The sequence below is a fragment of the Bradyrhizobium sp. CCBAU 45394 genome, from assembly GCF_028128655.1.
In the GTDB taxonomy this organism is placed as follows: Bacteria; Pseudomonadota; Alphaproteobacteria; order Rhizobiales; family Xanthobacteraceae; genus Bradyrhizobium; species Bradyrhizobium diazoefficiens.
In genome coordinates, this window is record NZ_LBIX01000176.1 from 415,030 (window position 1) to 430,405 (window position 15,376).

Genomic DNA, 15,376 nt, shown 5'->3' on the forward strand with positions numbered 1-15,376 from the left:
GATGGACAAGGACACCCGAAACGCGATCGAACGCGCGACGCAGCGGATCCGGCGCCTCCTTCAGGAGGACTTCGCCGAGCAGCTCGATGCCGTGTTCGACGTGCGCCTGGACGGCCGTGTTGCTGAAAAGGGCGGCCGCCATCTGTCTGGCCGCCAGCTCATCCTGCGGGACCGGATCGTGGCTACCATCGAGCACAAGCGGCGTGCCGGCATGCAGCAGGCCGACTCCGTGCGCGATTACGTTCGGGACGCGGCCTTTACCACGCTGAATCGCTTCGCCGCCCTCAAGATGCTCGAGCCGCGCGGGCTGGTCCAGGAATGCATCAGCAGGGGTGAAAATTCGATCGGTTTCCAGGAATTCTGCGGCCTCGCCCCGGCTCTGAAGACCGCCGATGGTGCCGGCTACCGGTTCTACATCGAAAGCATTTTCGACGAACTGTCCACCGAGGTGAAGGTCCTGTTCGATCGTCGCGACCCGGCGTCGGTCCTCTGGCCCAAGAAGGCGACCTTCGACGAGATCCTCGAGATCCTGAACCACGCCGATCTCAAGGGGATCTGGAAGGAGGACGAGACGATCGGCTGGATCTACCAGTTCTTCAACTCCGGCGAAGAGCGTCGCCAGATGCGCGACGAGAGCGCGGCGCCGCGCAACAGCCGCGAGCTCGCGATCCGCAATCAGTTCTTCACCCCGTCGTACGTCGTGCAGTTTCTGACCGACAACACGCTCGGACGCATCTGGCACAAGATGCGCGATGGCCGTACCGGCCTGACCGAGAAGTGCGAGTACATGGTGAAGGCGTCGGACGACGCCGAGGAGTCGTCCAGTCCGGCCAAAAAGGACCCTCGTGATCTGCGCATCCTGGACCCGGCCTGCGGCTCGGGCCACTTTCTGCTCTACTGCTTCGCGCTGCTGCTGCTGATCTACGAAGAGGCCTGGAACGACGAAACCTCGCCGGCCTCCGGCGTGACGGGCAGGACGCTTCGGCAGGACTACGCCACGCTCGACGACCTCAAGAAGGCGGCGCCGGCGCTGATCCTTCAGCACAACCTCCACGGCGTCGACATCGATCCCCGCTGCGCCCAGATTGCGCAGCTCGCCCTTTGGATGCGTGCCCAGCGGGCCTTCGCGGACAACAAGGTCTCGCGCGGTGAACGCCCCGTCATCCGACGTGCGAACGTCGTCATCGCGGAGCCGATGCCGGGCGACCCGAAGCTGGTGGAGGATTTCTCAGCGAGCTTGCGTCCCGCGATGATCGGCGGCTTGTTCAATGAGATCGTAACCGAGATGCGTTTGGCCGGCGAAATGGGTTCGCTGCTGCCGATCGATCGCACCCTGGCCCGATCGATCGACCGTGCGCGCGCGGCCTTCAATGAGGAGCAGTCGCGGACCGACCAATTTCTGCCGGGGTTGGCGCCGACGAAGCGCCAGGGCGAATTCGACCTGTCCGGCATCAGCAACTCAGTCTTCTTCGAGAGGATCGAGGAAAATATCTTCTCGGCGTTGAAGGCGTTCGTCAGCGACGCGGTCAACGGGAAGGGCACTCGGCGTCGCCTCTTTGCCGATGACGCTGAGCAGGGGCTCGCCTTCGTGGAGCTGTTCGGCCGCAAATTTGATGTGGTTCTTATGAACCCGCCTTTCGGCGCCTGCAGCATCACAGCGAAGAAAGTGCTCGACGCTAACTACCCAAAGACGAAGAACGACCTCTATGCAGCGTTCGTTGAGCGTGGCGTACAGATTCTGTGCGCGGGTGGCTGCCTTGGAGCAATAACGTCGAGAACGGGATTCTTCCTTCAAAGCTTTCAAAAATGGCGTGAAGACGTATTGCTTGCAAAAGCTCCGCCATATGTGGTGGCGGATCTTGGGGCGGGCGTTCTCGATGGCGCAATGGTGGAGACCGCCGCTTACTGCTTGGAGAACTCGCAATGACTACGTTCATCCGTGCAGTCGCCGCCGCCGACAAGGCTAGTGCCATCAAGCGAGCGATCAAGGGCGAAACACCTGACAAGTTCGAGCCGACCCTAAACCAGTTCAGGGAACTGCCTGGCACACCTTTCGCTTACTGGCTTGGTCAGGGAGTCAGGGCGGCCTTCAAGAACTTTCCTCCCGTGGAGGGACAAGGCAGGGCCGTAAGGGTTGGTCTGAACACGGCCGACGACTTTCGCTTCCTGCGAGCGCATTGGGAGATCAGTCCGCATGCGCGTGACAAGAAATGGTTCCCGTTAGCAAAAGGAGGTGAGCTATCGCCGTTTTATGCTCCCCTTCCTCTAGTGATAAATTGGGAGGGCGAGGGACGAGAGCTGAAGGCGTGGGTAGTGTCAAATCCTGCGGACCCTCGAACCACGCATTGGTCACGAAGGATCGCAAGCTCAGAGTATTATCTCAAGGCGGGCATGACCTGGCCACTGAGGGCAAGTCGCTTCGCCCCTCAGCCGCTCCCTTCTGGCTGTATATTTTCAGTCCGTGGCTATTCCGTATTTCTTCCGGAGCAAAGCTTGCTGCCTGGTCTCGCGATTTTCAACAGCAAGCCGTTCGACTACTTTTTCAAGGCCCTTCTAGGACGCTTCGGATATCCAGAGTTTGTCGTCGGAGCTCTTCAGAAACTTCCGTGGGCAGAACCCTCTGCGGAACAAGCTGCTGCCCTCTCGGCTCTGGCTATGGAGGCATGGAGGCTCGCCAGAAACGCCGATACCGCCGTCGAGACGTCTCTCGCATTCGTGCTGCCAAAAGCTCTGAACTCTGCGGCGAAGGGAAGCTCCGCACAGGAGATGAACGCCGTGCAGACGAAGATCGACGAGATTGTGTTTGAGCTCTTTGGTCTTAGTGCATCGGACAAGTCGGAGATCGAAGCAGCTTCCGTGTTTGCGATGGCGGAAGCTGCTCAACCGGGGGAAGCCGACGAAGAAGGCCGTGCAGTTAGGGCCCGCAAAGAATCTGACGAAGACCAACTTAGCCTTTTGTCGTGGGCAGTTGGGGTTGCGTTCGGCCGATTTGATGTCCGACTCGCAACAGGCGAGCGAGTAAGTCCCCTTGAACCAGGGCCCTTTGACCCGCTTCCGGCGCTGAGTCCGGGAACGGTGCCGACGAGTGCCGCAGCCGCTCAGCAGTCAATTAAGGTGAACGAAGCGGGGCATCCTCATGATCTAGCAACCCAGATCAGCGAAATATACGAAACGATTGGGCTTTCGATGATGCCGGACATCGACAGCCTTCGTCAGATATTGACGCAAAAGTTTTTCGCGTCGCACATAAAAATGTACGCAAACGCTGGTCGGAAAGCGCCTGTCTATTGGCAGCTATCCACGGCGAGCGCGAGTTATTCGATCTGGCTTTACCTTCACGGTCTCGACAAAGATACGTTCATTCGTCTGGAAGTCGAATTCTTACGGCCGAAAGTCTCAAGAGAGCAACGCGAGCTTGATCAGCTTCGACAAGAGGCGGGGCGGCAGCCGACGGATAAACAACGGAAGGCCATCGAGGCACAGGAAAATCTTGTTGAGGAGCTGCAAGCGTTTTTGCAGGAAGTGAAGCGCGTTGCACCACTTTGGAATCCTCGAATTGATGACGGGGTAGTGCTGCTCATGGCTCCTCTCTGGAGGCTCGTGACTAACCAAAAGGCTTGGCAACGCGAGCTAAAGGTCAAGTGGGATGAACTTTCGTCTGGGAAGTACGACTGGTCACACGTCGCAATGCATCTGTGGCCCGAACGCGTGATTCCGAAGTGCGTTACGAACCGCGATATCGCAATAGCTCATGGACTCGAAGATAATTTTTGGTTCGAGGACGACGACGGCGAGCAAAAGCCCTACGATAATCCAAAAATATCGGTGTCTCAGCTGATCGCAGAAAGAACTTCCGCGAACGTCAAAGCTGCGCTTAAGAGCCTGATGGAGGCGCCTGACATCACCAGCGCCCCAAAACGCGTTCGCAAAGCAAAGGTTGGTTGAGGAAAGTCATGCACCCGCTCCACGACTACATCGCCAACCAGATCGGCGACCGCATCAAGGATCGTCGTGTAGTCGTCATGTACGACAGACGCGAAGAGTTGCGGTCGTTTTTCGCAGAGGTCGCCGACGGGTGGAAGGTCAGCGACGGCCCCGTGGCGGTTAGCTTCGGCCGGCGGAAAGCCAATCTCTACGTCTTCGACGGCTCCTTCTTGAAGGCGCGTTTTGCCGTCGAGGACCTGACGAGCGGCGATCAGCCTGAAGACGTTGTTATCTATATCCCAGGGCTCGACCGCGACCCTAAAGGCTCTCTGCTGATGGAATTGGAGAAGGCGGGCACCTTCTATCAGCAGCCGGCGCTCAAGCAGTTCGCCCGGCTCGTCCTCCGAAAGCGGTTCACCGACGTCGCCATCGACGAGATGCTGAAATCTGACGCGCTGACCTATACCGATTTGGCCGGTATGGCGCAGGAAGACCGAGGGGGAGGCCAAGGGGCGTCGTTGCTGAAGAGCGTCTTCGGCACCACGGACACTGTCGCCATCGTCACAGATTGGCTGGGCGGCGCCTCCTTTGACGCCGACATCCAGGCCAAGGCGGCCTTCGGAGAGCTTCGGGACGCCGCTCTTGGGAGGATGGGTCTCGCCCTGCCTGCGGATGCGACGTTGGGTCGAGCGCGCCAGATCGCCCTCCGGTACGTGCTGGTAAACGAGTTTCGATCCGATTTGGGGCCGAATGCGGATCTTCGAGGGCAGGTGGCGACGGCCATCAAGAACGTGCCAGAGGCCAAGACCAGCGACCACCATAAGGCCGTCCGGGAGGTCGCCAAGCGCCTCCGCGAGCGCCATTCGGCTGCCTACGTCGAGGCGGCTGACAAGATCGAGGTGGAACTCGGCCTGTCAGCCGAGACGGTAAACGGTATGTGGCTCGGCTCCATCGATACCTTCAGGTTTGAGGAGGCCGCCGTGGTGACGGCGTGTTTCGATCTCATCGCCTCGGAGAAATTCGAAGAAGCCAACGCCCTGATGGGGGCCCGCGAGAGCAGCTTCTGGGTCAGTCGCGAGCTTTCGCGAAAGTCGGTCTGGGCGGTCTGCAAGCTGATGGTCGACCTCGGCCTCGTTTCCGCCGCGGTAGACGGGACGATCGCGAAGGCCAACGGCAACCCCACCACCTGGGTCGATCGGTACGTGTCCGAAAAGGACGGGTGGTACGCGCTTGACCAGGCGCAGCGGCGACTGGAGGCATTTCTCTCCTCGTTGGACGAGGAGATCGACGAGAAGGCCAAGGCAAAGATCCGGGACCTTTACGAAAATACTGTCCGCCGCATGAGCGAAGGCTTCCTGAAGGCCCTCCAAAAGGCCGACTGGACGGTCCCGGGCGTTCTCCAGCAGACCCGTATCTGGTCGGACGCGGTGGCGAGCCGGCCGGTGCCCGTCGCCTACGTCATGGTCGACGCCATGCGGTTCGAGATGGGGCACGAACTCATCGGCCGCCTCACGCGAGCCTCCGAGGTGCAGATGCGTCCCGCGTTGGCTGCGCTTCCTTCCATCACGCCCGTCGGCATGGCTGCGCTGCTTCCTGGGGCCGCCGCGACTTTCTCGGTCGTTTCGAACAAGGATAAGCTCGGCGCGTCGATCGACGGCACCTTCCTTCCGGATCTTTCGGCTCGCCAGAAGTTTCTGAAGTCGCGCATTCCCGACTTGGTCGACCTCACGCTCGACGAGGTAATCTCGATGAGCACGAAGGCGCTGCAGAAGAAGATCGGTAACTCGAAGGTCATCATCATCCGCTCCACGGAAATCGATGCTGCCGGCGAAAACGCCACAACGACCACGTATGCCCGCCGGGTCATGGACAACGTCGTCGAAGACCTCGCCCGGTGCCTCGGCCGGCTGGCGGCCATCGGGATCGGGGAGGCCGTCGTGACGGCCGATCACGGCCATCTCTTCTTCGCCGCCGATCGCGATCCCTCCATGCGCCTCGACACGCCCGGCGGCGACTCGATCGATCTGCATCGTCGCTGCTGGGTTGGCCGCGGCGGGTCCACGCCGCCCGGTACGGTGAGGGTCCCGGGGGCGAAGCTCGGCTACGTGACGGATCTCGACTTCGCGTTCCCCGCCAGCACCTCCGTCTTCAAGAGCGGCGGCGATCTCGCCTACCACCACGGCGGAACCTCGCTGCAGGAAATGGTCATTCCGGTCATCGCCGTGAAGCTGAAGGTCGACGGCAGCGCCAAGGCCGAAAAGGACGCCGTAGTCCTCACCCACGACTTCGACGCGGTTACGAACCGGATCTTCACGGTCCATATCGAGCTGGGGGCGGCGTCCAAGGACCTCTTCGCCGGCGCCCGCAAGGTTCGGCCGATCGTCGTATCCGACGATCGGCCGGTCGCTCGCGCAGCCATCGCGACCGGCGCTGACCTGGCGGAGGGTGTTCTGACCTTGCCGCCCGCCGTCAAGGCGAACGTCGGCTTCATGTTGACCGACGACACGGTCAAACACGTCCGCATCCAGGTTTTGGACGCCGAGACCGACGCCGTCCTGTACCTTTCGAAGAAAGACATCCCCGTTCGTTTGGGAGTTTAGGTGATGAGTAACGTTCCCGCACGCGACGCTCTCGACGACAAGGTCAATCGCACCTTCGCCGGTAAGGTGGTCCGCAAGGACCTCGTCCGGAAGGTGAAGGTCGGCGCCAACGTACCGGTCTTCGTCCTGGAATTCCTGCTCGGGAAATACTGCGCCTCGTCCGATGAGATGGCCATCCAGATGGGCCTCCAGGTCGTCAACGATACGCTGGCCAACAACTACATCCGCTCCGACGAGTCGATGAAGGCTCAGAGCAAGGTCAAGGAGAAGGGTAGCTGGACCTTCATCGACAAGGTCAAGGTCCGCCTGGTCGACTCCGACTATTGGGCGGAGCTGAGCAACTTCGGGAACAAGTTCGTTCATATCCAGAACCAGTATGTCAGGGACTACGAACGGCTGCTGACCGGCGGCATCTGGGCCCAGGTCGACATGCGCTTCGAATACGACGAGGAGGGCAAGGGAAAGAACCCCTTCTGGATCGAAAAATTGACGCCGATCCAGATCGCGGCCTTCGATCTCGCCGACTATCAGCGCCTCAGAGCCGAATTCACGACGGACGAGTGGATCGACCTGATCCTCCGCAGCATGGGCTATGAGCCGGGCGAGATGTCGAAGCGTCTGAAGCTGCTATTTCTGACCCGGCTGATCCCGTTGTGCGAGCGCAACTACAACTTGGTCGAGCTGGGCCCGCGCGGCACCGGCAAGAGCTACGTAATCCAAGAGGTGTCTCCCTACGCCGCGCTCATGACCGGTCCGACCACGGTGGCCAACCTGTTCGGGCACATGGGCGGCCGGGCGAAGGGACTCGTTCAGATCTGGGACGTCGTCGGGTTCGACGAGGTCGCGGATCTCGAGAAGATGCCGAAGGAAGTCATCACCACGATGAAGACCTACTGCGAGTCGGGGTCATTCCAGCGTGGCCAGGAGGCCGCATCCGGAGAGGCGGGCATCGCCCTGTTCGGCAACACGCAGCAGCCGATCGACGTCATGGTCCAAACCGGGCACCTGTTCGAGCCGATGCCCGAGGTGATCCGAGACGACATGGCGTTCATCGACCGCCTGCATTTTTATCTCCCTGGCTGGGAGGTCCCGAAGATGCGCAACGACCTCTTTACGGACCACTACGGCTTCGTCGTGGACTTCCTCGCGGAGGCCCTACGCGAGCTGCGCCGCCACAATTTCACGGAGATCTGCGACCGCCACTTCACGATGGGATCGCACCTGATCACGCGTGACCGGAAGGCGGTCAAGAAGTCGGTCTCGGGCTTGATGAAGATCATCCATCCGAGCGGCGAAGCAACCCAGGAGGAGATTGCCGAACTTCTGGAGTTTGCGATGGAAGGCCGGCGCCGGGTGAAGGAGCAGCTCAAGAAGATGGGCTCCTTCGAATACTACCACACCTCCTTCAGCTACACGGTGAACGACACCGGCGAGGAGCGGTTCGTGGGCGTTCCGGAGCAGGGCGGCCGTAACATGATCTCGGCTGATCCTCTCCCGCCTGGGAGCGTGTACACAGCGGCCGTGGCTCCAGATGGCACCGTCGGCATGTACCGCGTCGAGGTCTCAGTCTCGTCTGGATCCGGAAAGCTAAAGACGGCCGGCGGCGTCAACGGCGTCACCAAGGAATCGATCAACCGGGCGTTCAGCTACATGCTGGCCAAGAAGGGCGACCTTTCCATCGCCCGCGAGCTCGACGTTTCCGACCTCCACGTGGAGGTCATCGATCTCATGAACAACCGGGTCGAGGGCGAGATCGGGCTAGGCTTCTTCATCGCGGCGTTCTCCGCGCTCAAGAAAGCCCCACCGGCGCCAGCGATGCTGGTCGTGGGCGATCTCAGCGTTCAGGGCAACATCAAGGGCCTGCGGTCGCTGGCGGAGCCGTTGCAGCTCGCCATGGACAACGGGGCCAAGCGTGCCCTCATTCCGATCGAGAACAAGCGGAGCTTCCTGGAGGTGACAGGGGACGTCGTGGAACATGTCGACCCCATCTTCTACGGAGACCCGAAGACGGCGGCCTTTAAGGCGCTCGGGATCAACTGAGGGGTCTGTTGTCGGCGGAAACGGGGCAAGGAAGCGAATGAGTCGGAAAGGGCACTACAACGGGGGAAGCACGATCATTCGCCCTTGGAATTCGGCGTGGTTTGGGAAGAAGGTGCCTAAATGGGCCAAACGAAAGCAGACTGGTAGCGTTTCTAAGCCGCCGCTTTCGCTGGTGTAGAAGGCTGCCCTTAGGACCCTCAAACAAGAACGCGACTCCGGCAGCAGGATAGTCCGGAAGGGAACGAACCAAGCATTGCCCAAACCCAATGCTACCGCTTCAAAGCCGTCAGTCATCAAGCCAGCGGAGGCGCGGCCTACTCGCGGAGTGACTGAAGTCCATCAAGCGCAGCGTAAGGGGCGATTGAGAAAGGTCGTCGTCGAGTTCGCGCCGAAAAACCGCCTAAAACTACGCTGAACCCGATCAGTCCATGGCGATCTCCGAGCATCTCTGGCGAGCGTAGTCCCACGCCGGAAACTTGACGTGCGCGTCTTCGGGGCCTTCGGTAGCGATGAAGGGGTCTTCGTCGAACAATGTGTAGCTCTCGAAGAGGGCGTCGGCCGTCATGCCGGGCCTGAAGGTGTCGGTCAGGTACCCGTCTACGATCGAACGACAGGCGGCGACTGCCTCCTCCGACGTCGCGAAGACACCATGCTTCACGCGCTCGGATTCGTCCTGATAATGAAAATTGTCGTCGATCAGAACCTGATAGCCCATCCTCGCCCCATTGCCGCAACACTAGAACATCAACGTTCGCGCGTCTCTGTGAGTGAGAGTACCAGCAGAGTCAGGAAGTTGTACACTGCACCCGAAGAGAAGGGGCGCCGGAGCGCATCATCTCGCCAACTGAGCGAGAATTGCTTCCGCAATCTCGGGGCAGGCCTCTTTGAAGTAAGCGACTATCGCATAACAGTTCTTAATCCGAAGCCATCTTTTTCCTTCCGAGGCGCTACTTTGCAACCCAACAAATCGAGTGCCAGACTGGGGTGTCCAAACAGGAGGAGCTAGGTCTGCAACACGAAATGCTGGACCGCCACTGACGCCTCCGACCCATGGCGACACGACTGTTTCATTGTTGTTGTAAAAATCTGCGCCGGTCTGGTCGTATTTGCAGAAGAGATCAAATTTCGGGTCGTGCCGATCAAGACCGTCGGGGACCGACTCTGCCTGCTTTGTCGCCAAGGTCATGAGCGCCGCCCCGATAATTTCTCCGGATTTGCGCTCTTTCTCCTTTGGAAATCCGGCGATGAAATAAACGGCCTCCGGGTTCGGCGGTGCGAAGTCATCGATCGTGATGAACGACCAGGTATGCTTGATCAACCCGACCATCTCAGGGTCAAGTAGCTCAATCGCGATGACGTCGAGAAAATCAGCGTCATCACCCTTCGGCTCCAAGACTTCAATCTTCCCCAGTCCGCGCGGGACGCCCTGTGCGCGAGTTGTTGGGCCGACAAGGCCATCATAGGGAAATCGTTCGCCCGCGTGATGCTGGAAGAGGTGTTTCGCAGTAAGCAGAAAATGGCGGTCTCTGTACCGGAAGAGGACCGCAGTACCTAGGGTGATGATTTTGTTGCCGTCAGTCCAGATGACCGGGTAGGCCACCGTCGACGTGTACCGATTGATCGCGTCTCGGGCCTGCTTTTCCGTCTCGCTCACGTCCATTCCATTGATCCTAATGCTGCCCGAGGGAAGGCACCCGCACGTTGCCCAACCTAAGTCAACTCAAGAAGGTATTTTTTGGCGCGCTAATCGCTCGAAGTTGTTTGCCGTAGTCACAACGCCTTTTGCGAGTGTATTCATTTGTTCAATAGCCTCACGCGTGCCGGGTTGAATGCCTAAACGCAGATCTACGTCGGTCAGCGGTGAGCCGATGGCAGGGTTATTGCGGTCCAAGAATATGCGGTTGGCAACGACGCCGCAAAGTCCACGTGCTGCTCCAATAACATTGGATAGCGACTGCTTGAGCTCCAAATCCAAAAACTCATGGTGTGCTCCGCGCCATTCGTAGGCGAGAACTTCCAGAGGGTTCAGTGTGTCCACACGGTAAGGAAGCCTGAAAGTGTGTTCGGTCAAGAATTGGATGAGCTGCGGCGTTATCAACTCACGGTAGTTGGCCAACAGCCTTACGTCATGGGGGTTTGGCGGTTGAACGGCCTGGCTCTGTTCGGACCAATCGGGAAGGAGCCGCGAAAGGATCAAAAGCAAAATACCAAGACAGATGAGAGTAAAGCTCACCCCTATTGGCGTTTCCGGGATTGTGACCGTGATTCCAATGACTTTAGCGAGAGGCGGAACTAGATACTGAAGGATACTGTTAATAGATAAGACGCCGCCGACGATCAACGCCAGAGCGCCTTTGCCCCAGGCTGTGCCGATCCAAACCTTAAAGAGGCGTTCGGCAAACTCAAGAATCTGCGTGAGGCTCACTGCACCCATCTGCCTAACACACTATTTGGTGGAAGTGACGTCTAGCGCGACGCCGTTGGGAACGCCGAGCGAGGCCATGGCATTCACCAGACCGCGAGCGACTGGTTCTAGTGGGTTTCTGCCAATTTTTCTGTCGCCCTGCTCACATCTCAGGCCGTTCGCTATGAGGCCGCCGATGGATTGTGGCTGGTAAGTGGAGCCTCTGATAACGGGATCCGATGATTTAGGGGCGGGGACACAAATCACGCCATTATCCTCAAAAACCCACAGGTAGGAGTCTGTGAGGGATCTACGTCGCATACGCGCGGATTGATTTCGCAAACGCCTTCGCTCGTCCGATCTGCTTAGGGCCTCTCTTCGCTTCGACTGAACTAGCATTCCCTTGCTGGTGGGAAAGTCGTGATCTCGACGTACGATAGAAACATAGAGGTCGGCACCGCTAACGCTTTCCGCCAGTGGCTCAAACTCCTCGACATGAACCTCTACTTTAAGCCCCTCGATCGCGATTGGCTGATCGGCAATGGTAGCGGATATCATTCCAGCCAATCGCGAAGTGGTGTGGTCCTCACGCTTGTGCATGTCGTGGGAATGTGCGGCAACTTGTGAAACCACGCTATCGATACGGTTCTGTAGAGCTTCCAGCAGTTCTTCTATTGGCGGTCCTTCTTCGCCGTCATGCGTTACAGTCATCAGAAATATCAGCCCCCGGTGAACACAATTTCTAATAGCATGATTCACCTGCTGGGTAGGCACCGATCAGCCTTGATACCGGAAAGCAGTCGCGCCTCGGGAGGGCGAGGGCACCTCAAACCTGACAGCAGAGCGCTGAAGGCCCACCAGATCGGCGATCGTGGCGGGCTCACCCCAGAGCGCTCGATCGCTGAGGAAAACTTCGTTAGCCGCTGTCTCTCAGTGGTCAGCGCAAGGCTCCTGGAAGGCCCGCGAACAGCGCCAGAAATCGCTCCCACAGGCCTGGTCGGCCGCACGGCCAGCTTGAATGTCGGGACCGAGCGAGCTGTGCCTTTGGTCGGCGCAGCGGCCGTCCGAATTAGCCTCTTGGTGAAGGCGCAAATTCAGGTGGACGAGGCGCAAATTCAATTGGATTACGCACTGGCCTGACCTGCACGACCATATCCATGATTCGCATAAGGTATATTATGGAATATATTTATATACAATCAGATCAAATATTTAGACGGAATTCCTGCCATCCCAGCTTCGCTCCGGCGCGACTTTCGGCTCGGCCCTCGAACGTCGTCCCAACTCTTGACGGCTACTGTGCATGGGGTTGTTTTTCGCTTTTTGAACCCGGCTCCATGTGCCGAAAGCGATATTGCGGTGACGTGGTCCGGCTGCAATAAGCGAGGCTTCGCGAGATCGCAGATGACCTTCTGACTTTCCATCCGTATAGGTTTGCGTCTCAGAACAACAACAAACCTTCCGAGGAAGCAGACCGATGAGCTTTTCCCGACGCACGCTTCTCAAGGCCTCCGCCGCGACCGCGGTCCTGGGCGGCCTCAGCGCGCCCCACGTGGCCCGCGCCCAGAGCGCCGAGTTCAGCTACAAATACGCCAATAACCTGCCGGACACCCATCCGCTGAACGTGCGCGCCAGGGAGATGGCGGCGGCGATCAAGAGCGAGACGAACGGCAAGTTCGACCTTCAGATCTTTCCGAACAACCAGCTCGGCTCCGACACCGACATGCTGAGCCAGATCCGCTCCGGCGGCGTCGAGTTCTTCACGCTGTCGGGCCTGATCCTGTCGACCCTGGTTCCGGCCGCGTCCATCAACGGCATCGGCTTCGCGTTCCCGGACTACGACACGGTCTGGAAGGCCATGGACGGCGATCTCGGCGCCCATGTCCGCGGCGAGATCAAGAAGGCCGGCCTCGAGGTCATGGACAAGATCTGGGACAACGGCTTCCGCCAGACCACGTCCTCGACCAGGCCGATCACCGGTCCCGACGACCTCAAGGGCTTCAAGATCCGCGTGCCGGTGTCGCCGCTGTGGACCTCGATGTTCAAGGCGTTCGATGCAGCGCCCGCCTCAATCAATTTCAGCGAGGTCTATTCCGCGCTCCAGACCAAGATCGTCGAGGGCCAGGAGAACCCGCTGGCGATCATCTCGACCGCAAAGCTCTACGAGGTGCAGAAATACTGCTCGCTGACCAACCACATGTGGGACGGCTTCTGGTTCCTGGCCAACCGCCGCGCCTGGAGCGCGCTGCCGGAGGACGTCCGCACGATCGTCGCCAAGAACATCAACGCCGCCGCGGTCAAGGAGCGCGAGGATACCGCCAAGCTGAATGCCAATCTCCAGCAGGAGCTCGCGGCCAAGGGCCTGACCTTCAACCAGCCCGCGGTCGCGCCGTTCCGCGACAAGCTGCGGACCGCCGGCTTCTATGCCGAGTGGAAAGGCAAATATGGCGATCAGGCCTGGGACCTCTTGGAGAAGGCCGTCGGCAAGCTCTCGTAACGCGTTGGGGCCGTCATGGCTCATGTCGAGGTTGAGGTGACCGAAGCGGCGGGCGAGGTGGCTGTTCAGTCCCCTCGCCGAGCCTCTCTGCTGGCTTCGCTCGAACGCCTCCTCGGCCTCGCCGTCGAGATCCCCGCGGCGACCCTGGTCGTCGCCGAGATCGCGATCCTGTTTGCCGGCGTGGTCGCGCGCTACGGCCTGCACCGACCGCTGATCTGGTCGGACGAGCTCGCCTCGATCCTGTTCCTGTGGCTGGCCATGCTGGGCGCGGCGGTCGCATTCCGCCGCTCCGAGCACATGCGCATGACCGCCGTGGTCGCAAGCGCCGGACCCGCGATGCGGGCCTATCTCGACCTGGTCGCGACCGCTGCGGCGCTGGCGTTTCTGGCGCTGATCGTGTGGCCGTCCTGGGACTACGCCTACGAAGAAAGCTTCATCACCACGCCGGCGCTCCAGATCCCGAACATCTGGCGGGCCGCCGCGCTGCCGGCCGGCATCTGCCTGATGGCGGCGTTCGCGCTGCTGCGGCTGCTGCGCGCCGCCGATGTCCGCATGGTGCTGACGGCCGTGATCTCCGTTGCCGTCGTCGTCGGTCTGTTCTGGCTGGCGCAGCCATATCTGCGGCCGCTCGGCAATCTCAACCTTGTCATCTTCTTCGTCGGCGTCGCCGGATTCTGCGTCTTTGCCGGCGTTCCCATTGCGTTCGGCTTTGGCCTCGCGATCTTCGGCTATCTGGCGCTGACCACGCGCACGCCCGTCATGGTGCTGATCGGGCGGATGGACGAGGGTATGAGCCATCTCATCCTGCTCTCGGTGCCGCTGTTCGTGTTCCTTGGGCTCCTGATCGAAATGACCGGCATGGCGCGGGCCATGGTGGCGTTCCTGGCGAGCCTGCTGGGACATGTCCGCGGCGGCCTGCATTACGTGCTGGTCGGCGCCATGTACCTGGTCTCCGGCATCTCCGGCGCCAAGGCCGCCGACATGGCGGCGGTCGCGCCCGTGCTGTTCCCGGAGATGAAGCAGCGTGGCGCCCGTCCCGGCGATCTCGTCGCGCTGCTTGCGGCGACGGGGGCCCAGACCGAGACCATTCCGCCGAGCCTCGTGCTGATCACGATCGGCTCGGTCACCGGCGTCTCGATCGCGGCGCTGTTCACCGGCGGCCTGCTGCCCGGCGTCGTGCTCGCGATCACGCTCTGCATGCTGGTGTGGTGGCGCTACCGCCACGAGGACATGAGCCATGTCCGCCGTGCCACGGGGGGCGAGATCGGCAGGACCTTCATCGTCGCCCTGCCCGCGCTCGCGCTGCCCTTCGTGATCCGCTACGCCGTGGTGGAGGGCATCGCCACCGCCACCGAAGTCTCCACCATCGGCATCGTCTATGGCGTCCTGGTCGGCCTCCTGGTCTATCGCCGCTTCGACTGGCGGCGGCTGTTTCCGATGCTGGTCGAGACCGCGGCGCTGTCGGGCGCGATCCTCCTGATCATCGGCACGGCCACCGGCATGGCCTGGGGCCTGACGCAATCAGGCTTCTCGCGCTCGCTGGCGGCGGCCATGACGGGATTGCCGGGGGGCGCGGCGACCTTCATCGCCGTGTCCATCCTGGCCTTCACCATCCTCGGCAGCGTGCTGGAGGGCATCCCGGCGATCGTGCTGTTCGGACCGCTGCTGTTCCCGATCGCCCGCGCCGTCGGCGTGCACGAAGTGCACTATGCGATGGTGATCATTCTGGCCATGGGTATCGGGCTATTCGCCCCGCCCTTCGGCGTCGGCTATTATGCCGCCTGCGCCATCGGACGCGTTGACCCGGCCGAAGGCATCAGGCCGATCTGGGGCTATCTGCTGGCGCTACTGGTGGGGCTGATCATCGTCGCGATCTTCCCCTGGATCTCGATCGGATTTCTTTGAAGCGCT

Annotated in this window: 10 protein-coding genes; 6 read left to right on the forward strand and 4 right to left on the reverse strand. The window is 60.5% G+C overall.

The genetic code is table 11. The features are described 5' to 3' along the window. Window position 1: 1 nt before the first annotated feature. Genes WN73_RS39380 through brxL form a run of 4 tightly spaced genes read left to right on the forward strand, consistent with a single transcriptional unit; the run spans window position 2 to window position 8,564 of the window. Complete coding sequence (locus WN73_RS39380) at window positions 2-1,927, forward strand: Eco57I restriction-modification methylase domain-containing protein (protein ID WP_271557648.1); 1,926 nt, start codon at window positions 2-4, stop codon at window positions 1,925-1,927. After that, entirely contained in the window at window positions 1,924-3,945 is a 2,022-nt protein-coding gene (locus tag WN73_RS39385) for a hypothetical protein (protein WP_271557650.1), read from the forward strand. Before WN73_RS39380 ends, WN73_RS39385 begins: the two co-directional genes overlap by 4 nt. An 8-nt stretch (window positions 3,946-3,953) precedes the next feature. Next, a complete protein-coding gene (locus WN73_RS39390; protein WP_271557652.1) occupies window positions 3,954-6,524 on the forward strand; it encodes a PglZ domain-containing protein in 2,571 nt (856 codons plus the stop codon). 3 nt (window positions 6,525-6,527) lie between these two features. After that, entirely contained in the window at window positions 6,528-8,564 is a 2,037-nt protein-coding gene (brxL, locus tag WN73_RS39395; RefSeq protein ID WP_271557654.1) for a protease Lon-related BREX system protein BrxL, read from the forward strand. A 421-nt stretch (window positions 8,565-8,985) separates the two neighbouring features. Here brxL and WN73_RS39400 read toward each other — a convergent pair whose 3' ends face one another. From WN73_RS39400 to WN73_RS39415, 4 genes are all read right to left on the reverse strand, one after another. Continuing rightward, window positions 8,986-9,279 carry a hypothetical protein gene (locus WN73_RS39400; protein ID WP_271557656.1) on the reverse strand — a complete coding sequence of 98 codons (294 nt, stop codon included), beginning with the start codon at window positions 9,277-9,279 and terminating at the stop codon, window positions 8,986-8,988. Window positions 9,280-9,396: 117 nt separating this feature from the next. Continuing rightward, window positions 9,397-10,224 carry a hypothetical protein gene (locus WN73_RS39405; RefSeq protein ID WP_271557658.1) on the reverse strand — a complete coding sequence of 276 codons (828 nt, stop codon included), beginning with the start codon at window positions 10,222-10,224 and terminating at the stop codon, window positions 9,397-9,399. A 60-nt stretch (window positions 10,225-10,284) separates the two neighbouring features. Next, entirely contained in the window at window positions 10,285-10,989 is a 705-nt protein-coding gene (locus WN73_RS39410; protein WP_271557660.1) for a hypothetical protein, read from the reverse strand. 21 nt (window positions 10,990-11,010) lie between these two features. Further along, complete coding sequence (locus WN73_RS39415) at window positions 11,011-11,679, reverse strand: hypothetical protein (protein WP_271557662.1); 669 nt, start codon at window positions 11,677-11,679, stop codon at window positions 11,011-11,013. Window positions 11,680-12,445: 766 nt separating this feature from the next. On the opposite strand from WN73_RS39415, the gene WN73_RS39420 reads away from it, so the two are divergent. Together WN73_RS39420 and WN73_RS39425 are read left to right on the forward strand one after the other, a co-directional pair. After that, window positions 12,446-13,465 carry a TRAP transporter substrate-binding protein gene (locus tag WN73_RS39420; RefSeq protein WP_011087282.1) on the forward strand — a complete coding sequence of 340 codons (1,020 nt, stop codon included), beginning with the start codon at window positions 12,446-12,448 and terminating at the stop codon, window positions 13,463-13,465. Window positions 13,466-13,480: 15 nt separating this feature from the next. Beyond that, window positions 13,481-15,370 carry a TRAP transporter large permease gene (locus WN73_RS39425; RefSeq protein ID WP_271557664.1) on the forward strand — a complete coding sequence of 630 codons (1,890 nt, stop codon included), beginning with the start codon at window positions 13,481-13,483 and terminating at the stop codon, window positions 15,368-15,370. The last annotated feature ends 6 nt before the right edge of the window (window positions 15,371-15,376 follow it).

Excerpts from the sequence above, each read along its gene's own strand:
- WN73_RS39380 (WP_271557648.1), top strand. The coding sequence starts at position 2 with ATGGACAAGGACACCCGAAACGCGATCGAACGCGCGACGCAGCGGATC.
- WN73_RS39385 (WP_271557650.1), top strand. The coding sequence starts at position 1,924 with ATGACTACGTTCATCCGTGCAGTCGCCGCCGCCGACAAGGCTAGTGCC.
- WN73_RS39390 (WP_271557652.1), top strand. The coding sequence starts at position 3,954 with ATGCACCCGCTCCACGACTACATCGCCAACCAGATCGGCGACCGCATC.
- brxL (WP_271557654.1), top strand. The coding sequence starts at position 6,528 with ATGAGTAACGTTCCCGCACGCGACGCTCTCGACGACAAGGTCAATCGC.
- WN73_RS39400 (WP_271557656.1), bottom strand. The coding sequence starts at position 9,279 with ATGGGCTATCAGGTTCTGATCGACGACAATTTTCATTATCAGGACGAA.
- WN73_RS39405 (WP_271557658.1), bottom strand. The coding sequence starts at position 10,224 with ATGGACGTGAGCGAGACGGAAAAGCAGGCCCGAGACGCGATCAATCGG.
- WN73_RS39415 (WP_271557662.1), bottom strand. The coding sequence starts at position 11,679 with ATGACTGTAACGCATGACGGCGAAGAAGGACCGCCAATAGAAGAACTG.
- WN73_RS39420 (WP_011087282.1), top strand. The coding sequence starts at position 12,446 with ATGAGCTTTTCCCGACGCACGCTTCTCAAGGCCTCCGCCGCGACCGCG.
- WN73_RS39425 (WP_271557664.1), top strand. The coding sequence starts at position 13,481 with ATGGCTCATGTCGAGGTTGAGGTGACCGAAGCGGCGGGCGAGGTGGCT.